The following is a 25,284-nucleotide window of genomic DNA, read 5'->3' on the forward strand; positions in this document are numbered from 1 at the left end:
TGACTGTTGCTCTAATTCTTTCTTGGTGCTAGTGCTTTACTGAGAATCTGCTCTTATATAAGGTGCTTGTGAAACAAGGCGCCTTCGCGCCTTGCTGCATTCTACATTTCGACTGAAAGTCTCAGGTAGGCCTGCCTGCCCAGCGGATCTGCCGCTGTCGATAAATATTTGGTGAAGTAGGCCGCTGGCGGATCGGTATCAAATAAATTGACTGCACCCACTGCCACCTGGTAGCGATCATTTTTGCCAAATTGGTAAGCATATTGTGCGTCAAAAACCGTGGATGAACTGATTGTCCCCCAGGACTCTTCATAGTCCATCGGTAGCAAGACGTCATCTTCGACACTGTCAACATAGCGCATGGTGATATTCGCAGAGTGTGACGAATACATCCAGGATAGCTGCATGGTGTCTCGGAACTCTGGGGCAACAGAGCCGGGGTTGTTATCATTCCTACGCCCCACCACATCGTACACCGGTTGACCCTCACCTACCTGAACCGTGTACTCATTTATCCACGTTAGCGAGTTGCTGAATGACAGGTAATGCCCATCGAAGATCTCTGTACGATAATCGATACGATAATCTATTCCGTTGGTTTTTGTTTTGCCAGCGTTGAAGTAGCCAACGTTTACTGCGAGCAGGCGTCCGTCAGCATCCCGGATCAGCTTCGGCCCATTAGGGTCTGACTGAATAACTTGCGATGCACTTTCAGCTGTAACCTGGTTTTCAAAGTCAAAGCGCCAATGATCTAAAGACATGGTCAGATCTTCGGTCATCATCCAGGTCAGGCCAATGTTTATGTTTGTCGACTCTTCCGGCTCGAGATCAGGATTAGAAATAGTATTTACTACACGGAACGTGCCGTTGTCGTTCGGGTCCAGCGGATCGACCGTCTGACTCACGCCTGAGGATGTCTGGTTCCCAACAGAGTGCGCCAGAGAAGGAGCTCGAAACGCGGTACTGGCCGACATTCTCAGGGACAAATCGTCGTTAATTCGCCAGTTGATTCCAATTTTTGGATCAAGGGTGTCAAAACGACCATAGTCTTCATATCGAAGCGCAACCTGCATGTCCAGATCAAGTGTCCAGGGTAGATAAAGTTCGGTGAAAACGCCATCAATGGTTCTGGAACCTTCACCCGGCGTTTGCTTTCCGAAGAAGCCCCAGCGGCCAGCCTGGGTGGCAGCATCAACTCCTACTTTTCTTGTTTCTTTCCTTGTTTGTCCCCCAATAGCCACACCGACAGTACCGCCTGGAAGTTCGAACCAGCTTCCGTTGACTACGAACTCAAAAATCTGGTAAATCACTTCGTCGCTGGAGTAAGCAGGCTGAAGCAGGTTGTAGTAAACGCGCTCATCATGGTCGAGCTGGTCCGCGCCGAAGGGACTGAAATACACACAGTTTCCTTCTCCCGGCACTTCGCCGGCATCAGGATTACCGAATGGGTCAATTTGGCAGTCAGCCCCGCCGTAGCCATTGAGGGCGTTTTGCAGCATTCCTAAATCAGTGTCTGGTGCTCTGGAAACCGACTCTTCCTGACTCCAAACACCGCTGAAATTATATTCCCAGTCAGAAAAGCCCATGTCCCCTTTCGCTCCAAGCACCAAATGCGTGCCGTCTACGTCAGATTCTTCAAGACGATAGTCCGCATTCACGCCTAATACCCGCCCTGTAAACTGAACATCGACACCGAATGGATTGTAAGGATTTGATGCCGGGACAACCGGGGAGCCTAACGACAACGGCATACTGGCTACCCCATAGCGGTCCCCTTCCTGTTTATAGAATCTGCCTTCAAAAAATAATTCATGCTCATCGTTCAAAATATACGAGGCAGAAGCATGATTCAGCCAGGTCTTTGTTTCCGGCATAATGGGGTTCATTTGTTGATAACTGAACTGACAAGTTCCTCTTGGAAAAGGGTTACTACCAACATAAATGCCCCCGGTACCTTCAACGGTACAGTGAGGATCAGCAAGCACTACACGCTCACTACCAGTTTCAGCAGCAATTTGGTCATAGAGCTCTGAGTAGTTAATTGGCCCGTTCACACCATTGTCTATAATTACATCGCTACCATTAGGACCTATCGGCCGGGACGTTAGCGCATAGTTCCCGGGCTGCGAAGTTCCCGAGGTGTTATTGCTTGCGGTAATAGCTCTGTCGCCGTTTTGCAGATTAGCTTTATATTCGTAGCTGCTGGAGAACACGCCATGGAATCTGTCGTTGCCTCCCCCCATTTTGAACTGGATCAGATTGGCGGGGGCATTTTCGATGGCGGTATGCTGCCAACTAGCCGTAAAACCTTCGTAGTTGTCATCAGTAATAATATTCATCGCCCCTGCAATTGCGTCAGATCCGTAAATTGCAGATGCCCCATCCAAAACGGTTTCAATTCGGTCAACAGCAATAGTCGGAACTAAAGCTGCAAGGTTAGTATAAGTATTTCGTTTTGAATCCTGTTCCTGCGACGACACCCGATGACCGTTCAATAACACAAGAGTTGAGGAAGGGCCAAGGCCTCGCAGGTTTGCCGAGCGGGTATGGCGAGCTTCGTTGCCACCTCCGGCTAAATTGTTTACTCCACCTACACTACCGGTGTTTGCCGTGTTATTGATTATTAAATCGTCAACACCCGAAAAACCTGAACGCATGATTTCCTCGTTACCGACAATTTGGATAGGCGACGACATGGTACTTTGTTCATTTCGGGTAACGTAGCTTCCGGTTACGCGGATAACTTCAACATCTTTTGCGTCATCGTCTGCTTCCTGAGCAATGGCCGGAATTGAGGTAACGCTGGTGTAGAAAGCGATGGCAATAGCAGCACTAAGTCTGCTTTTGGGAATATTGCTGTAATTTGACATAGTTGTGTCCCACTGATTGTTGAGCGTCAGCGGAATGAATGCCGCTCGCTCATTTCTCGTTAAGTCATCGTCCGGCCGGGAGATGAAAGCTGTATACTTCAGGATTAATAACAACACAGTAAGATCAATAAATTAAATTAATTTATACTATTAATTAACAAATTTTTAATATAAATCAAAAGATGCTACTGAAGTGATTCGGGACGCAGTACTGCCTTGGAAACAGTATGGCCATCTATGATCCGTTTGCCGGGCAACGACTGTGGGACGGTTCCTTTTTCTACCCACTCGATCAGCGAGGGTAGGGGGTTAACATAGGTCACACCTTTGCCACCCGCACAGTGGCTCATTCCGGGAATAAGATAAAGTTGCAACGAAGGTAATTTCGTCGTTTCTGCCACTTCGCGTGCGTAAGACAGAGAATCGAGGTAAGAGACAATTGGGTCGGCCATGCCGTGATATATAATTAGCTTTCCGCCCTGTTTAAAGAATGGGCGTAAGTTGGTTTGTGTTGCATCTATTCTCGGCGACAACACGTGTTTGGCACGTTTGAAGTCGGCATGCCAGTCAAACTCCCAGGGATCCCATTTGTCTTGCTGAAAAGCCCAAATACGCCAAAAATCGGCACGGGCTGGTTCATCAGGCTTTTCTGGATCCGCCCAGTAAGCCCGCCATCCTATCCCACTGGCGTTTTCGCTCCCGGGTGGGAAGCCAGGGTAAATAGATTTTCCGGTTTCAGGATCGGTGGGGCCTTCAAGAATATTGTTAATACGTATAATCTGCGAAGCGGTAAAACACTGCTGTGTTTTTTTGTTGTTTTTACACTGCATCACAGTCAAGTCGGGACGGCATTGGTGCGGATTGCTGAGCAACCCATCGCGCTTTCCATCCTGGGCATCACATTTCTTTAAAAAGGTTGACTCAAGCAGAGCCAAATCTGCTTGAGTAAAGACAATCTCATTATTTTCACGAAGATGAGTTTGCTGGAAAAGCCAAAGGAATGCAGCGTTGAGAGCCACCCGGTTATGTCCCGGCGCTCCGGCTACTATTCCGTCATAGTCTTCAGGATAGAATTGCGCGGCGGCTAGCGCTTGGTGACCTCCGGTTGAACATCCCTGGAAATATTTATATTCAGGCGCTTTATCATAAAAAGCATGGGTAATCTGTGTTCCATAGTGGCTAAGTTCGTGAACGGAGGTTCTGCCCCAGTAATCTATGCGTTCCGGCGCTTCAATAGCAAAAGACAACGAATCTGACTGATGGCCGGTATCGGTGGCTGCCACGGCAAATCCTTCCTGTGCTGCTTTTGCCATCGCTTCTGTTGGAATTTTGGAACTGTACCCTCCGTTGCCAACACCCAGGAAACGACCATTCCAGGAGGCTAATTCCGGTAGCCAGACGTGAAGCGTAATATAAGAAGCATCGGACTGACTAAGTGGCGGCCAAATTTTAGCTTCTACCCGGCACTGACCATCAATGGACGTTGCCGAAACAATAGTAGCCGAGGGATATTTAAGATCCTTAAGGTGATGACAGTTTCCGCCATTCTCTTGTGCCTGTACGTAAAGATTAAAAATTGATAACAGCGCGGCAATTAAGCCAGTCAGGGCACGCATAAGTTGTTCCTCCTGCTTTGAAGTGCCTTACCTGCTCGAGCGTTATAAGGCTTTCCCAGTTGCTTGCTGATCCAGTCTCCGGTTTGGATGAGCATGTCTAAGTCAATGCCGTGCTTTAAGCCTTCCCGTTCTAGCAGGTACACTACATCCTCAGTGGCCACATTCCCCGTGGCGCCCTTGGCATAGGGACATCCACCTAATCCGCCGACGGACGCATCAAGGGTTCGGATACCTTCTTCCAATCCCACATAGATATTTGCTATCGCCTGACCATAAGTATCGTGCATATGAAGTGCTAGCTGATGGCTCTTACTGACCGATTGCAAAGCCCGCAACAATGTTCGGACCCGTCCCGGGGTTCCGGTGCCAATGGTGTCGCCCAAAGACACCTGATAACACCCCATAGCCAGTAGTGCGGCGGTTAACCTACCTACAGTTTCCGGGGCTATCGGACCTTCGAAGGGGCAGTCCAGGGCACAGGAGATATAAGCCCGAACTTTTTTGTTGGCCGCTTTTGCCGCCTGCACTACCGAGGCAAAGCGCTTTAAACTGGTAAACACATCGCAGTTGAGGTTGCGCTGACTAAAGCTCTCTGATGCTGATGCAAATACCGCCACTTCATCCGCACTCGCCTGGTACGCGTGCTCCCATCCTTTTAAATTCGGAGTAAGCGCAGCGTAGGTCGTTCCCGAAAAGCGGTGAATACCGGCAAACACCTTCTCGCTGTCGGCCATTTGAGGCACCCACTTTGGGCTGACAAAACTTCCCGCTTCAATATATCTGAGACCACATCGCGATAGCCGATCCACCAGCGTGATTTTAGTTTCAGCATCAACAGGTTGCTTTTCATTTTGTAAACCATCCCGTGGACTCATCTCTGCGATAGTTACAACGTTATCGTCATCCGTCATAGACTAATTACTCCTGTGAGCACCGCTATAAATGTCATAAATAGTGAGCAGGCGTAGAGGTAGGGAATACTGAATCGCTGATGGTCTGCCAGCCCAATGCGGGTCAGGCCTATCAATAAAAACGTAGCTGGTGTCAGTGGACTGACCGGAAAGCCGGTTGTCATTTGTCCCAGCAGTGCTCCATGAGCCACGCTCTGCGCTGCGCCACCGCTATCAACAGCAATACCTGATAGAACGGGCATAATGCCGAAATAGAAGGAATCGGGATCGAAAAGTAAACTGAGCGGCATTGCGATCAGAGCAACAAAAAAGGGTAAGTGGGTGACCAGCAGCGAGGGAAGCAAGCCACTGCCTCCCTGAGCCATGGCATCCAGCATACCGGAGTGACGTAAAATCCCGGTGAAACAACCTGCCGCAAAGAGAATACTTACCATCATAAACGCAGGTTTTGCGTGATTGTCGATACACTGCTTTTGCTTTTCAACCGACGAATGGTTGATCAGCAACGCTAACAATGAGCCACCTATAAAAGCGACTACGGGAGGGAGCAGGCTGAAAATAATGCTGCCAATAACAATAACGATAAGTGCTACATTCAGTGTCCAGGTTATCTTTGATTGTGACGTTGCCACACATTCAAAAGAACTATTCAAACTACGATTTGCACCGGCGAGCCGCCGCTTTTCTTTTGTCCCCAGCCAGTAAGCAGTTGCAACAACGAACAGGAATCCTGCTATATGAACAGGGAGTAACGGTTGATAAAGCTCCATCACCGGTATATCCAATGCTGCCGCAGCCCGGATCGTGGGGCCACCCCAGGGCAGCATATTGTTGACGCCGGCTGACATAGCCACCAGGCAAGCAAGGATCCGCCGGTCTATTTGCATCTCATCAAACAGCGGAAGTACTGCAGGAATAACTATTAAAAATGTGCTCGCGCCGGAGCCGTCTAAATGCACGAGTGCGGTAATGACCACCACTCCGATAAACAGTTTTCTGGGGTCGCTGCCGCACACCTTTAACGTAAAATTAATAAAGGGCCTGAAAACACCAGCGTCGTTCATAATGCCAAAGAACAAAATGGCAAACATAAACATGACGGCGACAGGTGCTATCGTGGAGATGCCATCTACCATATAGGAAGGCAAGGATCTGGCTTGCCCTATAGCGATGGCAGCAAGTGCGGGAATGGCAATAAGCGCTACCAGCGGTGTAAGCCGCTTGCTCATTATTGCAATCAGCACGCCTATTATTGTGAGAAGTCCCGCAACAGCTAACATCTGAATTACTCTGTTGTCGCATCGATCAGGTATTCGCGAAACGGCACCTGCTTATGGAACGGCGGTGGCGTAATAACCTGTGTCATAAACAGCACGACGGAATGGGTTTGCGGATTAACCCAGAACAGGGTGTTACCAGAACCAGCCCAACCGTAGGTTCCCGCTGGCATAAAATTAATATTTTCTGTCTGCGGGGACCCAATAGCGAACCCGTAACCAAAATCGATGGGTGCGTCGTTGCCGAAATCTTCAATGGTAATTTGTGGTGCAAATAATTGATCAACAGCCTTCGCTGGGATTATCTGCTTGCCGTTGTACTTGCCCTTATTTGCCAGCATAGTGGCAAAAGCCAGGTAATCCTGCGCTGTACCCGCGAGTGCACCACCACCGTCAAGCAGCCGGGACATATCTTTATAATCTGTGTTGTTCCGGGTTTCTATTACCTTTAACCCGTTTTCTGTCATCAAGTAGTTGGTCACAAAACGGTCGAGATCCTCTCCTGTTACAAAAAAACCAGTATCCTTCATTCCTAAGGGTGCGAAGAGATGTTTCTCCAGGTACTTATCAAGCCGTTCATTAGAGACAACTTCTATTATTTGCCCCAGCAACGTCGTAGAGTAACTGTAGCTAAATTTCTCACCAGGCTGGTGCAGAAGAGGTGCCTGTGCCAATCGCTCGGTCAGTTCGGCCAGGTTTTTCGCTGGGGGACCATCAGTTGGCCGGGTACCTACTGGTGTATCACGTTTAACGCCGTGTTTCCGATAATATTGGTGCACTGGTGTCTCACCAGTGAAGTGATACGTAATACCCGATTTATGCGCAAGCAGGTCGCCGATAGTCATCGGCCGATCAGGATTTACCAGAGTCATATCATCTACCGGACCCGACTGATAAACCTTAACATCGCCAAATGCAGGCAGATACTTTGAGACGGGGTCGTCGACCGAGAGCTTACCTTCTTCGTGCAACATCATAATAGCCACACTGGTGATAGGCTTTGACATAGAATAAAGGCGGAACAGCGTCTTTTCCTGCATCGGAGTATTGCTCTGGATATCCTGGTACCCGTTGATGTGATGGAATACTACCTCACCATTTTCAATAATATAGGTAACAGATCCTGGCATTACACCTTCGGTAACCAGCGTGTCCAGGCGGGATTCTAATTGTGAGAAATCTGAAACGTTTTCATCATTGGGATTGGGAGCAATTGTGGCGCAAGAGGCGAGGCTAACAGAAAGTAAAGTGGCAACACCTATGGCTAATTTCCTGAACATCATGTTTTTACTCCTTAACAGGTTAAAGGTTGCTGACAAAGAATCACGCCTTCAGCTTCAAGCGCGTTGATCTCAGGCTCTTCATAGCCCAATTCCTGTAAAATAACAGCGGTGTGTTCGCCGAGGCGGGGAGACGGTAAATTATCGGATAATTCTACGTCCTCGGCATAAAACGGCGAACCGGCTTCTCTTAGTCTGCCCTCTGTAGGGTGGTCGTATTCGCGGAAAAACGACTGTGACGTTAAGTGCGGGTCGGTGAGTAACGAAGCAATATCATTTACTGGCGCAAAAGGAACATCGATAGCAGTAAGATCATCCACCCACTGCGCTGTCGTTTTAGCGGGCGTACTTTCACTGACTATCTTGTATAACGAGCCAACGTTCTCACTTCTGATAACCGGGTCGGTAACGTGTTGGTGAGTGACCATGTCAGCGCGTCCTATTAAGGTAAAGAATTTTTGCCAGTGGCGGGTACTGTAGGGAAGGATGCTGATGTAACCGTCTTTTGTGGGAAATGGCTTCCTGTAAGGGGAGGTCAGACGCTCGTAACCAGTACCGCCGAGCGGCGGAACGAAACTTTCGCCTGCCAGCTGTTCGGTCATGAGAAACGACACCATGCCTTCAAACATAGGCGCCTCAAGCTTACAACCAACGCCATGTTGTAAACGATGAACCATTCCTGCCAATACAGCCATGGCGAGATGCATTCCACCCACTTTATCGCAGATAATGGTGGGAATAAATCTGGGTTGACCGTCAGTAGATTTATTCAGATACGCCAGGCCGCTCTCAGCCTGAATGATGTCATCATAGGCGGGCTTTTCTGCATAAATTCCATTCTGCCCGTAGCCTGGGGCGAAACAATACACTATTTCGCCATTGATTTTTTTCAATGATTCGTAGTCGATCCCAAGTCTTGTAGCTGTTGAAGTTCGCATATTGTGAACTACCACATCAGCTTCTTTAACTAGCTTTTCAAGTACGTTCTTGCCGTCGCGGGTCTTTAGGTCGATTGCAATGGAACGTTTGTTACGATTGCAATTAATAAAGCCGGCGCCCATTTCATCACTACGCCCTGGACGAACCGTTCTGAATAAATCACCTGATATATTTTCTACTTTAATTATATCGGCCCCGAAGTCACCGAGAAACTGAGTCGCGTACGGCCCTAAAACAATGGTGGTTAAATCGATGACCTTAATGCCATTAAGAAGAGAAAACATATTGACTCCAAAAGTATGCCCTTATCCAGCAAGTAACCAACCTACCACTTACTGTTTACATTTTGTTAATACTATGTTCTTCTTGAATCTATCATTCAAATCGATTAATCCTATATATCAATAATTATTTCTGATTAATCTTCAGGTGCGTCAGCCATGATAAATATTAAACATCTCAGAGCTTTTATTGCTGTCGCTGCAGAGCTACATTTTACCCGCGCAGCCGAGCGTGTGTGTCTTACCCAGCCAGCGCTCAGTTCCCTTATTCAACAGTTAGAACAGGACTTTGGAGTACAATTAGTAAGGCGCCATACCAGGCAGGTTGAGTTAACCGAAGCCGGTGAGGGGTTTTTATCAACAGCAGAAAAATTAGTAAGCGATTTCGAGCAGGCCATTCATGACGTTAAAACTTATAAATCGATTAGACGCGGTCGTGTGGATATTGCTGCCGTCCCATCCGTGTGCGGCCACTTTTTACCTGATGTGTTAAAGAAATTCAGTGATGCTTATCCTGACATAAGGCTGAATGTAAAAGATTGCGCAGGGCAGGAGATTGTGGATTCGATTAAAGGCAAGCTAATAGATTTCGGGATCAGTTATACGCAGACTGATAAAGATTTAGAGGCTATAGCCATCACCGAGGACGCGCTCGTCGTAGTGTGTAAACGTTCGCATTCCTTCGCTCAAAAAGAATATGTCACATGGGAAGATTTAGCTGACGAAAAGCTGATAGCAATGGACAAAGGAACCACAATCAGAACGTTAATTGACAGTACTGCTATAGCGCAGAATATGAAACTGGATATTGTGCTGGAGCCCAGACTCATGCCAACAGCTTTATCTTATGCAGAGTCAGGTATTGGCGTTACTATTTTGCCCAGCCTGGGTGTAGTCAAGAATCTGCCGCAATCCCTTATCAGGAAGCCGTTGAACAACCCGACGATTAAAAGAGAAATTTCTCTGATCAGCCAGAGAGGAAGAACGCTATCCCCCGCCGCAAAAATATTAAAGTCTTTTGTGCTGGGGGTGGATTTAAAAACAATTTAGGACTCGCTGAAAGACAAGAGAATTGAGCGGGTCGAACCACAGCTTCTATAAAGCAGCTAATACCTTTCAGGACAAGCTTTTTTGGAATTTCTCCAGGAAGACACGTAGTTTGGGCAAAACCTGCCGCCTGGAGGGGTAAACTGCCCAAATAGCTAAGTCACGGGGTACCGCGCCTTCAAGAGGAACTACAACCAGTCGGCCGTTTTCCAAATCTTCCTTCACATCCCATGATGAAAGTTGTGCCAGCCCAAGGCCCGACAGGCAGGCTGAAAGGAAGCCATCAACGCTGCTGGACGCAAATCTCCCCCCAACACGAACTGATTTTTCTTCTCCATTTACAATGAATTGCCAGTGGGTGAAATTGGAGAATGTCAAACATTGATGATGCGCGAGGTCTTCTATCGTGCGTGGCGTACCATGCTGCTCTAAATAGGATGGTGCGGCGTATATTTCTTTCGGATTATTAGCCAGCCGTCGAGCGATCAGGTCGCTATCCTTGAGTGGAGCAATTCTGATGGCAAGGTCAAATCCCGAGGCAACAATATCAACAATGCCATCACTGAGCTCAAGGTCAATCCGAAGGCCTGGGTTTTCATCAAGCAGCGATTGCACAATCGGCATAATACGCTTTCGGCCCAGGGTAATTGGGGCAGTAACACGTAGTAAGCCAGTTGCACTGCCTACTGAGGATGAGAGAGTCGCACGCGCCGCTTCCTGGGTTTCCAGCATTTCCACCACGAATGGCAAAAAATCGTCTCCTTCCGGCGTTAGTGAGATCGAGCGCGATGTACGCTGAAAGAGACGAACGCCCAGTTCGTTTTCCAGCGCGGCAAGACGACGAGTCGCGGACATTGGGGTCAATTTTAAATGTCGGGCTGCTCCCGATAAGCTACCGGTTCTCACGGCATGTAAAAATACTTCCAGAGATTGCGTGTCCATTTTAATAACGAATACCGTTAGTAAGCTTAACATTAATGACTATATTAACAGTATACGTTACGAACTAAGATGTGTCATACCAACGCCTCAAGCAGGGTTTTGGTGAACACGGTGATGACGTAGATGAGTTTATTAAATTTTCTCTGAGTGTTCAAAACCGGCGCAAGTCAAGGGCTGGGCATTCCTTTGAAAATCATATCGAAGAAATACTTATCCGGAATAGCTTGAACTTCATACGTGGTGGAAAAACCGAAGGAAAACAAACGCCTGATTTCTTATTTCCCGGGCAGGAGGCATATTATGACCAAAATTTCCCTGATGGCAGACTACGTGTGCTCGCGGCAAAAACCAGCTGTAAAGAACGCTGGAGACAAGTGCTGGCGGAAGCCAATCGGGTAAGCCTAAAACACCTGATGACACTGGAACCCGCTATTTCTGTGGATCAGACCACTCAGATGAAGGATATGGGTCTTCAGTTGATAGTACCTACAGTCATACAGCGCACATATACATCTTCTCAAAGAGACTATTTAATCAGCTTTGGGACGTTCATTAAAGAAACAAAAGATCTTTATCGTTAGGAGACTCTGTAACCTCCTGTCGGTCTAATTTTCAACGTATTTTGTTTCCCTTAACAATATTATCCGCCATAAAGAAGGGGCTCTGAGGTGGGTAACGGCGAATGTATTCGTCCGGTGATCCCCACGTTCAATTCCTGATATTGCTGCGGCATGTTGCTCTCTTTAGAGGGAGATCACCATGCGTCATCCCAGCGCAGCCAACAACAATGGCTGACTCTTTATGAGCAACAAAAAAGTAGCCTGACGGCAGTGAAATTCTGCCAAGAACAAATATGAATATCCAAACGTTTTACGCCCGGCGCAGCGATATCCAGTTACAACGTTCCAGCCGCGGTTAATTAAAGTTTAGCGCGACGTGATCACTTTCGAGCTGCACGATCATGATGCCGTTTTTATAACCCTTAGCCACGCCCAGAGTCAGCTGACGTTACCCAAAGGCATGGGAGGCCGAAACTCAGTCATTCTTCATTCAGGCCCACCTTGCACTACCGCAGTTGGGGCGAAAAAACGATAACTTCGACGATGTATTTGAAGCCTTACTGGTGCAAAAAGATAGAATCCGCGCCTTACAGCAACTGCCGGAATGGCACGGTAATCTGCGGCCTCATCAATAATCGGAGAAGATTTAGCTATACTTTTGTTTCAATTACTCCTCAAACCTTTATGCCAGCAATATCCCGTGCTGGTGGATTGCCAAACATTCGCGCGTCTTCGCGGCTAAACTGCGAGGCGCTTTCATAGCCAAATTTATGTGCAGTGGTTGCAGCATCTAAATGTTGAGAAATCATCAAGGTTCTTGCCTCAACTAACCGAACGAATTTTTGAAACTGCAACGGGCTCATTTTTGTGACCGCTTTGAAGTGCGCATGAAATGAGGACACGCTCATGCGGGCGAGTTTTGCCAGCTCCTCTACCGTTACAGATTGATCATAATCACGCCGCAGTTTTTGAATGGCGACAGAAACGCATTTTGTGGGGGTGTCTTTCAATGAAAGTAGTAGAAAGCGAGTTAGCGCATACGACAACAGATGGATCAGCAAAGGAATGGCTGGAAGACTTTCGCAAAGTGGCTCTAAAGCCCGAAGCGATTGCCAATGCCATAGCCTATGCCATTGAACAGCCCGAAGATGTGAATGTTGATGAGCTAATTGTACAACCCGCTTAACTACATTTCCTGGCCGGAACTTCTGGAGCAGGGATGCTCCAGCAGAGCCATCAGGATGATTTTACGGCGTTTCGGATACGAAATTTTGTTTATTTCGCAAGGCTGCTTCACTTTTTTATTCGACAAACTGACTACGCGAGCAGTAATTCAAAAAAGTGCTTCGCGTATCGTGCTCATCCTCTCGCCACAACAAGGTTGTGCAATGAACAATTTTGAAAGCGCCTATCGGCAAAACTAACTCTCTCCTTCCACCAATCGAATAGGTTTTTGCTCAGATGGTAAAACATCACGGATGACTCTTTGGGGAATAAACGTTTCGCCCACTGCCATTACTCTGCGAGTGGTGATTTCAACCAATCGCGCGTTAACCTGAACACCGCCCCGCATATTGGTCAGGGTGCCGAGCAGGATATAATCGAGCGTGACAGAGTTTGGCAGATCCAGATAGTCTTTCGACAACGCAAAATCACCGTCTGGTGTGACGCGAATAAAGTCGGTCGCTTTTACATCAGTCACCCACTGGCCGACCTTATGCAATTCGTAAATAAAGCTTTCCTGAATTTGGCGGGCGAAAACCGGCGAGTACTGTTGCTGGTCGTCAACAAAACGAAAACTACTGACGGCAACTTTACTGTTTGGATTAACATGTTCAATGGTGCGGATAAGTTCGTTACTTAGCTCTTGCACGTAATGTCCCAATTGCTCGCCTCCCCAGTCAGCCAAAGGACTAGCTGTTAACTGTGGGCGATGAAGGTGTTCTGTGGGAGAAGCGCAGCTTGCCAATAAACCGCTGATAAATATAACTGTGAAATAACGCATCTTATTGCTCATGTTCGCCTAAGTAGCGCCGGCCCGAGCGATATTTACTGTCCCGATAAATTCTGCCGTTATATTCGGTTACCCGGTGGGGTGGGAAAAAGATATCAATCGGCACAAAATCATTGGTGGCAGCGACAAGTTCATCGTCCAGCAAATCTACCATGCGTAAGCTGATAGTGGCGCCGTTTTCCTGATAGCTGATGGTGCCGGATAAAAAATAATCCAGTTGCTTTGACTGCCCTAGATGTTTTAATTCCCGGCTTAACATTTGATCTTCTGTCGAATGAATTATCACATTTGCAGAACGCTTATAATCTACCACTCTCAATCCGCGATTTTGCAGCGCGACCATCAGCGAATCCTGTAATTTCAGCCCCAAAAAAGTTAATGGATGGTGGCGATTCTCTTCTAATCGTAAGGTGTCTATTTGCCCAATGGTCCCTACGGCAATGCGGCCTTTATGAATAGGGCGAGAGCTACTGTGAACCAGGCTATCTGCAATATCTTCTACAACATGCAAAAGTTCTGCGTCGGGAGGGGGAAGTTCTTGCGCATGGGATTGCTTCTGTGAATTAGCGCTACAGCCCGCCAACAATATTCCGAGGCTGAGCATAATAATTTGGATAAAGCGAAGCATCCATATCTCAGTTTTTGCGTGTTAGCGATGTTGTACCGTCTTAAGTGACGCAAGGCTATTAGAAAATCACGCAATTACCCTAAGAATAATTCCTAAAAAGCGATACGCAAAGTGATCAGTGCCTGATTCTAATGCACAATAACCGGTTCCAGAAAAAGGAAGTTAAGGATCTTGCTGTGGCTTATGATGGCCGAGTGCAAACAATCGCTATCAATCTCTTAAAGCATCTGTTTCTGCTGGTTATCAGTGGGTTGGGTTACGCTGCGCTGTTTACCTTTTCAATGCACTGGTATCTGTACGATGAGATCAGCACCTGGTATATGCCGTCAGGCTGGGTACTGGCTTTATTGCTGCTGGTTCGCTACCGGTATTGGATTACAGTAATGTTGGGCGTACCGCTGGCGTATTTTCTTATAAAAATTCTGGTTTATCAGCAGACGGTACCTTTAGCGTTAAGCGGTGTCATGAATGACTTACGCATTTATGGCCTTTATTATCTGCTGCCGCTGTTTATCGTTCATTACTTTACCAAACCTTGGCACAAGCGCGGTTTTATAGATAACCCTAAAGGCATACTGGCGTTTTTTGCGCTAATTCTGGTGAATCAAACTGCTAATGTATTGCAAGTAGGGGAATGGCTGTTAGGGATTACCGAGCGGGTGGATGAGTTTGAAGTACGAATGACACATTTTTTGGGAGGCGCTACAGGTATTTTACTAATTACGCCGTTAATGCTTACCTTGGCGCATGGGTGGAATAGCCGACGACAGCTGGATTGGGAGACGCTATCGGAAGGCACATCGGTGTGGATTATGGCGTCAGCTTGTACCATGGTAATTTATTATTTTTACCCTGAAACCCTGTACATGCTTCGAGCGTTAGCGTTTTTAGCCATTATCTGTATGGCTTATCGATATGGTTGGGCGGGTTCTTTAATTATGACTTGCACAATCAATTACTTTTTAGCCTTTACCGTTTATGGTGAATCTGCGACTGAGCATCTGAAAGATACCCAATTTTATGTATTTGTGTATGGCATGGGCGGGCTACTGCTTGGAGCAGTGGTTAGTCAGCAGCAGCGCCTGAATGTTCAGCTTAAACAAAAAAATAGTGAATTAAATCAAATAGTGGATCGCAACCGTTTGCTGGCAAATAAAGTGGTAAATGTACAGGAGCAGGAGCGTAAAACGCTGTCGCAGGAATTGCATGATGAAGTGGGGCAGAACCTTACCGCTTTGCAAAGTGAACTGAAAGTACTGGAGTATCAGTTTCCGCAAATTCGTGAATCTTCCACCTTGAAGCTGGTGAGGGACGCCACCGCACAGATTTATCAATCGGTATATCATCTGCTGCATTGGCTACGCCCGCGGGTACTGGATGAGTTTGGTCTGCAGAAGACGCTCAGCGGCAAGTACTTTAGTCAGCGCCTGCAGACGCACGGAATCAGCTACCATAGCACCCTTAGCGGTGAACTGGATTCTCTGCCTGAAAACATCAGCATTGCCATTTTTCGTATAGTGCAAGAAGGCGTAAGCAATTGCATTAAACATAGTAAAGCAGACCGCTTCAGCCTTGAGGTGAAGGTGAAAGACGAACATGTGCATCTGACTTTGCAAGACAACGGCCACGGCTTTATACCGCAATCAAAAAATACCCATCATGAAATTGGCGGCTTCGGTTTGGAAGGTATTAAAGATCGCGTAGCCGCATTAAATGGCGAAATTAAAATTAAGGGGAGGCAATCATTTATTCTCACTCTTCGTATCCCGTTAGCTCAACAGGAATTAACAGCGCATGATAAATATTGCACTTATTGATGATCATCTTCTGGTACGGGAAAGCTTTGCTCATCTGCTTAGTACGCAACCGAACTGGCAAGTGGTGGCGCAATGGGGGGGCTACGCTGAGGTCGAGAATTATTGTGGCGACACGGATTTTGATATCGCGTTAGTGGATATCTCTTTGCCTGATCGCAACGGTTTGGACGTAGCACAACTTATTAAAAAAACCTGCTCTCACAGTAAAATTATAATGGTAAGTATGTATGAGCAGTATCACTATATTACGCAAGCTATTGGTATTGGTGCCATGGGTTACGTATCAAAAAGAGCGGCGGCGGATGAAATTATTGAAGCTGTTAAAGCCGTGAGCAAGGGCGAAGTGTATCTTACGCGGGAAATTCTGCAGGTATTACACTTTAATAGTGGCGGCAACGATGCCCGTATCGCCAGCTTGACTACCAGAGAACTGGAAATATTCATTCTGTTGGCAAAAGGGCATAACCCAAAGAAGGTCGCACAATTGACCGACACCATGCCAAAAACCATTCTTACCCACCGCGCCAATATTTATCGTAAGCTTAATGCTGCCAGCCCTTTCGATTTGCTGCGAATCGGCTTGCAAAGCGGCACTATCAGCTTCGAAGAGTTTTTGTAGTATAAGAAAAATTCCTAGAGATAATCAGTCATTTCCTTATTCATTCCTCGCCTCTCCGGCAGATAAAGATGCGTGACATAAAACCAAACAATTGAATCGAACAAGCAGAGGAATCGATGAAAAAATTACTGGGGCTATTTGGCTCGGCGGGGCTACTGCTGATGGCCGGATGCGCTCACCATCCGCATCAATACCATCAATCTGGGCACCATAACCGTACGGGTCATTACAACCAGGTGCGCCATCACCAGCACGACCATACACATAGTTACCATTGCGAGCACGAACACGCTCATAGCCAATCAGGTTATTTAGTACCGAACACCCGCAACATACAGCATTGAAGGAAGGAAAAGTGAAAAGTTTTATTTTAATTACAGGAATGATTACGACGATGCTATTAGCGGGATGCGCGCATCATCATGACCCTCATTTTTATAATCAATCAGGTAATATCCAACGTTATAATCAGCCAAATATTGTGCCACTTGCAGGCTGGAGCCCGCCAGCGCACAGCTACCGGCCACTACACACGCATAAGCTGCTAAGCGATTATGCTGAACAGATGACCATGAAGCTGGTGGAAAATTTACGCTATGTTACTGTTAGTACCCCCGTCGCAGTCGCTTCCTTTGTTGAGCTTGACAGCGGCTTGGATAAAACCAATATTCTTGGCAACCAATTAGCTGAAAGTTTTATTACCGAGCTACAAGAGTTTGGTATTGCCGTAGTAGATTACAAAACTACCGGTAAGATTCTTGTGAATCCAAATGGTGATTTTGCGTTTAGCCGCAACTTGTCAGAGCTAAGCCTACATCCGACTGTACAGTATGTATTGTCGGGAACTATGACCTATAACGATCGCGGCGTGATCTTAAATATTCGTATGGTGGATTTGAATAGCAAAGTTGTGGTTGCCTCCAGTAAAGGCTTTATTCCTCATTTTGTAGTTGAGTCATTGCACCCACAAAGTGCCCGAAACGCTCTGGTGTTGGACAGCACCGACTGAGTATTGAACCTATGACCGCAATGCTTTTCGGCCATAGGTCTTATGATCTTAATTTAAAGGCGCTGATCTTTTGGGCAGTGCCTGTTTCAGGTTCCGTCTGTCTTAAAACCCATATTTAACGCTAAGTTTTGCTGTCAGAGGGCTACCAGGTTGGGTCCATAAGGCGGAGTAAGAGTTGGAGTAGTATTCTTTATCCAAAAGATTGTCGATAGCTGCACTGATTTCCCACTTTTCCGTCAAATTTATTCCCCCGAACAACCGCACGGTAGTATAACTTGGCAAAATGTAATCTGGGGCAATGGTGTCACCTAATCGGTCTCCCACATAGGTGATGCTTGCGCCGATTTGAGCGTCATTACCTGCAACATCCAGATAATGAATGGCAGTAAGATTGATTTTATTTTTGGGGACATTAATCAATCGGCTTCCCGCCGGTATCTCAACGCCCCAGTCAATATTAGTCATATCGTTTGAAGTTTCGGCATTGACGTAAGCATAAGCCAGTGTCAGCGAAGTATTGGCGCTTATGTAAGCGCTGAGGTCAAGTTCCACCCCCTGACTTTCTGCCTCACCTAACGCTGCCGTATAGCCTAAATTAACCGGGTCAGTGGTGAGAACGTTGGTTTTTTGGGCGTGAAATAAAGCAAGGGTACCGTTTAGGCTCTCATCTGTGTTATTGAATTTTACGCCGGTTTCGTAAGATTGGCTTTCCTCGGGCGCGAAAGCATTACCGTTAATGTCAGTGCCAGAATTGGGTCTGAAGCCTTCTGAATAGTTTGCATAAATTGTATAGAATGAAGAAGCTTCGTAAACCACACCTATGCGCGGACTGATGGCAGTTTGCGACTGCAGGGTTTCTGAACCGGCAAGAAAATTAAAATAATCTTTCTCATAATCGTCAAACCGCAGACCGCCTGCTATTTTCCAGCGTTCTGAAATATCAACTTGATCCTGAATATATATGCCGTAGGCATTTTGCTCCTCGCGCTGGTCCCAAAGCGGGGCGGTGTCCGGCGGCTCCTGCCCGTACTGCGGATGGTGTAAATCAACAGAATAGGTGGCATCCCCAACACCAGCGTTGGTGCGCCAGCGCTGTTGAATCTGATCAAGCTGATAATCGTAGGCATCGCCACCTATTAAAATATGATGTGCCATTCCTGCAGCTTCAACAGTGCCACTAATTTCCAGTCGTGCAGAAAGATCGGTAGCATCATAATCGCGATAACGACGCTGTCGCGAGAGCGTTTTGCCATCAACATAAAGCAGTTGCCGACTATCCGACAACTCCACTTCTGTCGAATAACCTTCAAAGGAAGAGTCGCGATAACTCAGCCCAACCTGTAGGTTCCAAATAGCATTCAAACGATGTTGTAAGGTTAATTGATGTCCAGTGCCCTTAATTTCCATAGGGTCATCATTAGGTTCGCCGTAAAAGTTTTTGATAGATACCGCATCGGCGTTATCCTCAAGCACCACAATACCACGGTCAAAAGGCGCTTCCTGATCCAATAGTTCAAGCTCGTATAGCACGCTGGTGTCAGTGTTTATGCGATACAGCAGAGACGGTGTTAGCGACAGTTTTTTACTGGTCACGGTATCGCGAAAACTTCCCGCGTCTTCGTAAGCGCCGTTTACACGAAAGGCGACGTCGGCATTAATGGCGTTAGTGTAATCTCCCTCCAGACGATAAACATCATAGCTGCCAGCTGAGGCTTGAAGGTAGCCTTCCTCAATAAACTGAGGCTTTTTGGTGATGATGTTAATGGTTCCACCGGGTTCACTGCGGCCGTAAAGTGCAGAACCTGGACCTTTTAGTACTTCTATTTCCTGAATATTGGAAGTATCCCGGCGGCCACTATAGCCTCTGCCAGCGCTAAAGCCATTTACCAGATAACCCGAAGGCAGGTTGTCGTCGCCGGCAAAACCGCGAATTGCAAAGCTGTCCCAAAGACCGCCAAAGCTGTTTTGGCGCGCGACACCGCTGGTAAAATCTAATGCGTTTTGCAAGTCATCAATACCCGCAGCACTTAGTAATTCTCCAGATACCACATCAATCGACTGCGGCATTGATTTAAGCGGTACATCCCCCCGGTAAGGCTGACGTTGCTGTACCACTTCAATTTGTTCAATATCCGTGACGGGTGCTTTCTGCTCCTGAGCGTAGCCACTTGCCGTTAACGCAATAGAAATTGCGGTAGCCAGTGCGGATGAGGCAAAGAAACGGTGGGTTTTCATGCTGTGAAATTCTCCATAAATTCTTTATTCCATGGCATAAGAAATGTCATCTGGCAGTAGAATTTTTTATAAGTTATTTGTTACGGCATTGTGTTTAGATATCACTCGCCGCTGGGATCAGAATTAATAATTGCGCTAAGAAAAACGCTTCTTTGGCAGCAAATACGCTGCAAAATTAAAATAATCCAAAAATGGCCGCCTTTAACGGGCGGCCAAAAGTAAAAACGTCAGTAATTAATGTGCGTGCTCTGTTTCAGGTATACCCATCCAGGCAATTCCAGCAGGCGCAAAGTCTAATGGAATATCACTAACGGTTTCCGAAGACTCAAGATCAATAGCAAGAACATGTTGAGCAATTGGATCAGCAACATAGACTATATTCGAGCTATAAGAAATTGCCATGCTAAAAGATTGCCCTTCTGGCATGGTTGCAACATCTTCTTCTGAAATATTAATACGTTTATCAAATTCCCAATGGCTGTGCCCGTCATGGTCGTGTGGAGTAAGCACAGTGAGAAAGCCCTGATTATCTAATATGAGAAAGTGGTCACCGTCAGCTGAGTAGCTGTAGGAAATCGCCTGAGCATCGGTGGCAGGTTCCCAGTCTACCATTTCCATGTCGTTTTCTACCGGATTAATGTTAACCAGTATTGCCGCACCACCAGAATGTTGTGATGCCACGCCGAAAAAGGAATCGCTGTCTTCGTGGGCGAAAATGGAGCCAACTCGCAGACCGCCTAAACTTTCGACATTTGGAATTTTTACCGCGTGATATTCGGTATCGTGCTGGTGGGCGACCATGATGCCGTCACTGCAACCAAATGCATTATAATCCACATTCTGCGCCGCACCATGTAAGTCCGGGCAGTCGACCTCAAGCACTTGTTCTTGTTCGTATTCACCGTCGTGCCAGTGGAATACACCAATTTGATCCGGCAGTACTTTATTGGCTGACGTATTTAACGCATCGTCGCGGCGAATGGTAGCCAGCAGGTGTTCGCCACGAGGTTCCGCCACACCATGCATGTTTATATTGTAAGGAAGGGTTGGCAAGTCGGCAGTTTCACTACTGATATCGGTGTCGTTTACTACCTGAACGGAAGCCGTCGTGCCTGCTTCGGCGTCTCCGTCATAAAACACTGCCATTTTTCCATCATGCGTTACCACATGGGTAGGGCGACTGCCACTAAGCGCGTAGTCGCTCATTACCGGTGCTTGTTCATAATCATGCAAGTGATCAACATGATCTTCGCGCCACAACCCACCGTCAATAAAACCAACGTGGTCTTGAGTTCGGGTGGTAAATACGGCATAGCGGTAACCGGCTGACGAGGAAACTGCACTGGATTCATGGGTCAATGGGAAGGTATCAAGTAAGCTGTTATCGTCCAAATCGTAAATCACGGCTTCATTACTTTCTGCGGAGGTGACGGCAAGTCTTCCTAAACTATCAATAAGACCATCATCGTGATTATGGTCATCGTCGTGATCATCACCAGGCACTTCAATGGGGTCTTGTTCAACAATGGTAGTTTCTGCATCGCCGCAACCCGTTAAAAGTAAAGTGCCAATTGCTGCGGCAAGCCAGTTAAGCTGAAAAGTTTTTGTCATAGCAGTATTCCTTGTTGATGAGTATGGGGTGTAATTAAAAATATCCGCGAACGCCAATGGCAAAACTACGACCGGGGCGGGGAGCGATATCTTTAAGAAATGAAGTGTGAACTCTGGCTTCTGTATCGGTAAGGTTGCTGCCTTTCAGATACACCATCATGTCCTGGTCGAGCAAAGACAAATCGTAAGACACTGTGGCATCAACCAGCGTGTAGCCATCAGTGGATGTTTCATAAGAAGCGATGCGGTCTTGCTCCTGATACCGGGTAACATCAAGATTTGCGGTCAATAGTTCTGTTTGATAACTAAACTGCGTACCAAATCGAAGCGGTGGCGTGCGCGGTAAGTCACCGCCATCTTTTAGCCGCGCCCGAACGTAATCAGAGAAAAAACTGGCCTTAAGTTCATCAGTGGCTTGCCAGGCAATTTGCGCTTCAAAGCCATGTAAAATTACGTCATCGGTTTGAAATGTATAGATAGGCAATTCGGTGGCATGCACGTGCTCTTCATTGTCGTGCTCGTCCTCACCACCATGGTCATGGGCAGCTTCAGCAAAAAGACCGGTAGAGGTTTGATAGTAATAATTATCGACAACGTTATAGAAAGCGTTGAATACAAATCCAACATCACCGTCCGTTTTCCGGAATGTCAGGTCGATATTATTCGCTGTTTCAAGGTCAAGCGCTGCTTCAGTTAACCCAATGTGAGCATGATCGTCGTGATTTTCGACGGCGAACAACGCACCAATTTCATAAGTGCGTGTACCTATGTGAGGCCCGAAGGAGAGAAGTTCAGACGCAGAAGGTGCGCGTTCCGAACGAGAAACGGAAATGCCAATGTTATAGCCAGGCGTAAAATCCCATACTAAACCCGCAGATAAGCTAACGGGGGTAAACTCATGATCGGTGCTAAAGACACGGGTGGAAGTGGCTTCTTCGTGACCATGTTCATGATTGTGTTCTTCGCCGGCATGAGCGTGCGCATCTAATTCTGGGAGTAGTACTTGATCTGCTTCCAGTTCCACCCGTTCGACGCGGCCGCCCAACTGAAGCAGGAAGTCGCCGAAATGCTTCTCTTCCATAATTGCCAGCGCCAGCGTCTGGGCTTCCGACGGGGGAGTAAATGCTTCGCTGCCTTGCGCCGCCACATCGCTATGTTTGTATTGGAAGCTTATGCCACCATTCCAGCCATCAAAAGGATTATGAAGGGCTTCAAATCGCAGCTCCTCAGTGCTGTTTTCAAACAGGGTACCTACCATGCCGTCCTCAATTTCAGCATGCTCGTAGTCAGTAAAGGCAGCGCGGGTATTAATTTTTCTAATCCATTTACCGCCAATATTCAATTCACTTAGCAGTTGAACCCGGGTTTGCTTCAGATCGGCATATACACTTTCTTCTTCACTACCTTCAGCCTCATGTTCATCGCCATGGGTGTGCCCAGGAATCCCATATTCGCGATTAAAACGTTCAACAGCGATACCGACATAACCGTTATCCAATAGCTTACTGACGCCAAGTGTTACGCCATTAGATTTCTCGCCACTGTTTTTAACCACAAAATCCTGTTGTTCGTGGTTATCTAATTCAGGCGCAACAGGCACGTCGTAATCGTTGGATTCGCGCCAGTAACCGTCTGCGTACACACCGATAGTTTCAGTACCTGTGGTGATGTTGAATGACGCCAGTTTTTTGTCATCTACCGAGTTGGTTTCTAACAACCATTCTCCGCGGGTGGTGGTGTCGGGGGGAACACGTCCATCTACTACATTTACTACGCCACCGATAGCGCCGCTGCCATAAAATAATGTTGCCGGACCACGCAGCACTTCAATTTGTTGTGCCGTAGAAGCTTCGGTGGCAACAGAGTGATCTGGCCCTACGCGGGAGACATCACTGACATCCAGTCCATTTTGTGCAATAAGCACCCGAGGACCGCTTAGGCCGCGAATAACCGGTGTACTGGCTACGTTCGCATGAAAGTTTGTGTGAACTCCCGGCAGTTTCTCTAAGCTATCGCCCAGAGTAGAAGCTTGTTGGCGCCGTAGCGTTTCGCCCGCCAGCACGCTAACCGGTGAAGCCGATTCCATTATCGACATATGCATAGGCGAGGCAACGACATCGACTACCTCAATGGGAGAACGTTTTAACGTAAGCGTAACTTCTTTACTGCCATCTTGCGCAACGGCAATTTCCTGATGAAGATGGGCATAACCTGAAGCAAAAATATGAAATTCGTTTACGTTTGCGGTTAAATTCTCTAACAGAAAACGGCCATTCTCATCGGTTTTTGTTTTAAATTTGGTGCCTTCAATTTCTACCGTGGCACCTGCCACTGCTTTACCACTACTGTTATTTACAACGCCTTCAATCGATTGCGCCATAGCGACAGCAGGCAATAAAGCGCTAATAAGCGCTGCCATTCGAGTTTTTCTCCGCATCTTATTCTCCGGTGTGATGTTATATTGTATCAATGATAGTTATGTTATATTGTATCAACATCGGAAGCAAATACTGCGTAGCGGTTTTTGCCTGTTGATTCATTATGCATCTAAATGATTAGCAGAAAGAAAGTACGCGTTAGCGGCAGCTAAGTAGCGGGATCGGAGACCATAACCAATGACAAGCAATGGAATAGCCATACTGACAGGTTTTGTGGGGACAGCGTGTTTTTCGGTCTTGCCGGTTAAGGCGCAGGGGCATGTTCATGGCGAAGGTACGATGCATATCGTTCAGGACAATAACAACTGGAGCGTAGAAATTGCGCTGCCCGCTGCCGATGTCCTGGGGTTTGAGCATGTTCCCGAGACGACTCAGCAACAGCAAACCGTGCGCGATTTCGCCAGTAAATTTGCAACTTCTGACAAGGTTGTAGCGTTAAACGGAGAGTGTACGTTGGAGGATGCGCATTCGTCTTTACCAGACCACAATGAGGCTCAAGAACACGGGCATGAAAAGGTCAGCCATGCGCACAGTGATATTGCTTTGACATATCGCTTTTCTTGCCAATCAACAGTATCCGGGGTGAAGGTTAATCTTTTCCAATGGCTGCCTTCACTTAACCATATTGAGCTGCAATGGGCTGTGGCAGACGGGCAGGGCGCTTCAAATCTTAGCCCGCCAAACAGTGCAGTTACATGGTAGCCACAACACCGGGCGCAGTAGAACAGGTTGTCGCCGCAGCGCAGTATCTTTGTGAAAAGCGCGGCGGGCGGCTAACGCAAAAACGCCAACGGGTGCTTGAACTACTCCTGCAGGCTGAAAGGCCTATGTCTGCATATGACATTATGGATGCTTACAATCGATACGCAGACACGACCATTATGGCGATGTCTGTGTATCGGATTTTAGGTTTTCTTGAGTCGACACATCTGGTGCATCGCCTGCATTCAGCAAATAAGTACATTGCCTGTAACTACATTATTTGTTCTTGCGAGCATCACACGGCGTTATTGCTGATTTGTCGATCCTGTCAGCATGTGCGGGAAATTATGCTGCCAACACCGGTAGTTAATGCAATATCTCATCAAGCAGAGGTAACCGGGTTCGAACCGTTAGGTTCGCAGCTTGAAATGTCTTGCTTGTGCGAAAACTGCAAGAAATCGACTAAAAATCTTTATTAATTCGGGGAC

At 47.1% G+C, this 25,284-nt stretch carries 21 protein-coding genes; 8 read left to right on the forward strand and 13 right to left on the reverse strand.

Annotation, left to right across the window (positions count from 1 at the left end; translation table 11 throughout):
* Positions 1–101: 101 nt before the first annotated feature.
* From CA267_RS09880 to CA267_RS09905, 6 genes are all read right to left on the reverse strand, one after another.
* On the reverse strand, positions 102–2,870 hold the full coding sequence (locus CA267_RS09880) for a TonB-dependent receptor domain-containing protein (protein WP_075607639.1): 2,769 nt from the start codon (positions 2,868–2,870) through the stop codon (positions 102–104).
* A gap of 185 nt (positions 2,871–3,055) precedes the next feature.
* On the reverse strand, positions 3,056–4,486 hold the full coding sequence (locus CA267_RS09885) for a tannase/feruloyl esterase family alpha/beta hydrolase (RefSeq protein WP_075607638.1): 1,431 nt from the start codon (positions 4,484–4,486) through the stop codon (positions 3,056–3,058).
* Complete coding sequence (locus tag CA267_RS09890; RefSeq protein ID WP_075607637.1) at positions 4,474–5,397, reverse strand: hydroxymethylglutaryl-CoA lyase; 924 nt, start codon at positions 5,395–5,397, stop codon at positions 4,474–4,476. The genes CA267_RS09885 and CA267_RS09890 overlap by 13 nt, the downstream gene beginning before the upstream one ends.
* A complete protein-coding gene (locus CA267_RS09895) occupies positions 5,394–6,677 on the reverse strand; it encodes a CitMHS family transporter (RefSeq protein WP_075607636.1) in 1,284 nt (427 codons plus the stop codon). Before CA267_RS09895 ends, CA267_RS09890 begins: the two co-directional genes overlap by 4 nt.
* A 5-nt stretch (positions 6,678–6,682) precedes the next feature.
* On the reverse strand, positions 6,683–7,957 hold the full coding sequence (locus CA267_RS09900) for a serine hydrolase domain-containing protein (RefSeq protein ID WP_075607635.1): 1,275 nt from the start codon (positions 7,955–7,957) through the stop codon (positions 6,683–6,685).
* Between the two features lie 11 nt (positions 7,958–7,968).
* On the reverse strand, positions 7,969–9,177 hold the full coding sequence (locus CA267_RS09905) for a CaiB/BaiF CoA transferase family protein (RefSeq protein ID WP_075607634.1): 1,209 nt from the start codon (positions 9,175–9,177) through the stop codon (positions 7,969–7,971).
* Positions 9,178–9,333: 156 nt separating this feature from the next.
* Between CA267_RS09905 and CA267_RS09910 the strand changes: the two genes are divergently transcribed.
* A complete protein-coding gene (locus CA267_RS09910; RefSeq protein ID WP_075607633.1) occupies positions 9,334–10,224 on the forward strand; it encodes a LysR family transcriptional regulator in 891 nt (296 codons plus the stop codon).
* A gap of 66 nt (positions 10,225–10,290) precedes the next feature.
* Here CA267_RS09910 and CA267_RS09915 read toward each other — a convergent pair whose 3' ends face one another.
* Positions 10,291–11,163, reverse strand: a complete 873-nt coding sequence (locus CA267_RS09915) for a LysR family transcriptional regulator (RefSeq protein WP_075607632.1) — start codon at positions 11,161–11,163, stop codon at positions 10,291–10,293.
* A 71-nt stretch (positions 11,164–11,234) separates the two neighbouring features.
* Here CA267_RS09915 and CA267_RS09920 point away from each other — a divergent pair, with 71 nt between their 5' ends.
* Entirely contained in the window at positions 11,235–11,744 is a 510-nt protein-coding gene (locus CA267_RS09920; protein ID WP_075607631.1) for a type II restriction endonuclease, read from the forward strand.
* Between the two features lie 653 nt (positions 11,745–12,397).
* On the opposite strand, the gene CA267_RS09925 is transcribed toward CA267_RS09920, so the two are convergent.
* Positions 12,398–12,733: a helix-turn-helix domain-containing protein gene (locus CA267_RS09925; protein ID WP_075607630.1), complete on the reverse strand. Its 336-nt coding sequence runs from the start codon at positions 12,731–12,733 to the stop codon at positions 12,398–12,400.
* Between CA267_RS09925 and CA267_RS09930 the strand changes: the two genes are divergently transcribed.
* Complete coding sequence (locus CA267_RS09930) at positions 12,733–12,909, forward strand: hypothetical protein (protein WP_170669047.1); 177 nt, start codon at positions 12,733–12,735, stop codon at positions 12,907–12,909. The genes CA267_RS09925 and CA267_RS09930 overlap by 1 nt on opposite strands.
* Positions 12,910–13,143: 234 nt before the next feature.
* Here CA267_RS09930 and CA267_RS09935 read toward each other — a convergent pair whose 3' ends face one another.
* Together CA267_RS09935 and CA267_RS09940 are read right to left on the reverse strand one after the other, a co-directional pair.
* Positions 13,144–13,740 carry a FlgO family outer membrane protein gene (locus CA267_RS09935; RefSeq protein WP_139316212.1) on the reverse strand — a complete coding sequence of 199 codons (597 nt, stop codon included), beginning with the start codon at positions 13,738–13,740 and terminating at the stop codon, positions 13,144–13,146.
* Positions 13,730–14,365: a FlgO family outer membrane protein gene (locus CA267_RS09940; RefSeq protein ID WP_075607627.1), complete on the reverse strand. Its 636-nt coding sequence runs from the start codon at positions 14,363–14,365 to the stop codon at positions 13,730–13,732. The genes CA267_RS09935 and CA267_RS09940 overlap by 11 nt, the downstream gene beginning before the upstream one ends.
* A 176-nt stretch (positions 14,366–14,541) precedes the next feature.
* Here CA267_RS09940 and CA267_RS09945 point away from each other — a divergent pair, with 176 nt between their 5' ends.
* The 3 genes from CA267_RS09945 (at position 14,542) to CA267_RS09955 (ending at position 17,810) form a co-directional block, all read left to right on the forward strand.
* A complete protein-coding gene (locus CA267_RS09945; protein WP_170669048.1) occupies positions 14,542–16,182 on the forward strand; it encodes an MASE1 domain-containing protein in 1,641 nt (546 codons plus the stop codon).
* Positions 16,160–16,801 (forward strand): response regulator transcription factor, encoded by a 642-nt coding sequence (locus tag CA267_RS09950; RefSeq protein ID WP_083638225.1) that lies wholly within the window; start codon positions 16,160–16,162, stop codon positions 16,799–16,801. The genes CA267_RS09945 and CA267_RS09950 overlap by 23 nt, the downstream gene beginning before the upstream one ends.
* 355 nt (positions 16,802–17,156) lie before the next feature.
* Positions 17,157–17,810: a FlgO family outer membrane protein gene (locus tag CA267_RS09955; RefSeq protein ID WP_097349100.1), complete on the forward strand. Its 654-nt coding sequence runs from the start codon at positions 17,157–17,159 to the stop codon at positions 17,808–17,810.
* 102 nt (positions 17,811–17,912) lie between these two features.
* Here the strand turns inward: CA267_RS09955 and CA267_RS09960 are convergent, their stop codons facing one another.
* The 3 genes from CA267_RS09960 to CA267_RS09970 form a co-directional block, all read right to left on the reverse strand.
* On the reverse strand, positions 17,913–20,045 hold the full coding sequence (locus CA267_RS09960; protein ID WP_075607625.1) for a TonB-dependent siderophore receptor: 2,133 nt from the start codon (positions 20,043–20,045) through the stop codon (positions 17,913–17,915).
* Between the two features lie 234 nt (positions 20,046–20,279).
* Positions 20,280–21,656 (reverse strand): 5-methyltetrahydrofolate--homocysteine methyltransferase, encoded by a 1,377-nt coding sequence (locus CA267_RS09965; protein WP_075607624.1) that lies wholly within the window; start codon positions 21,654–21,656, stop codon positions 20,280–20,282.
* A 34-nt stretch (positions 21,657–21,690) separates the two neighbouring features.
* Positions 21,691–24,093: a TonB-dependent receptor gene (locus CA267_RS09970; protein ID WP_075607623.1), complete on the reverse strand. Its 2,403-nt coding sequence runs from the start codon at positions 24,091–24,093 to the stop codon at positions 21,691–21,693.
* 178 nt (positions 24,094–24,271) lie between these two features.
* Here CA267_RS09970 and CA267_RS09975 point away from each other — a divergent pair, with 178 nt between their 5' ends.
* The gene (locus CA267_RS09975; protein ID WP_075607622.1) at positions 24,272–24,796 is read left to right on the forward strand and encodes a ZrgA family zinc uptake protein; all 525 of its coding nucleotides are present in this window, start codon (positions 24,272–24,274) and stop codon (positions 24,794–24,796) included.
* Complete coding sequence (locus CA267_RS09980; RefSeq protein WP_075607621.1) at positions 24,790–25,275, forward strand: Fur family transcriptional regulator; 486 nt, start codon at positions 24,790–24,792, stop codon at positions 25,273–25,275. Before CA267_RS09975 ends, CA267_RS09980 begins: the two co-directional genes overlap by 7 nt.
* Positions 25,276–25,284 lie beyond the last annotated feature (9 nt).

This window comes from Alteromonas pelagimontana (genome assembly GCF_002499975.2).
In the GTDB taxonomy this organism is placed as follows: domain Bacteria; phylum Pseudomonadota; class Gammaproteobacteria; order Enterobacterales; family Alteromonadaceae; genus Alteromonas; species Alteromonas pelagimontana.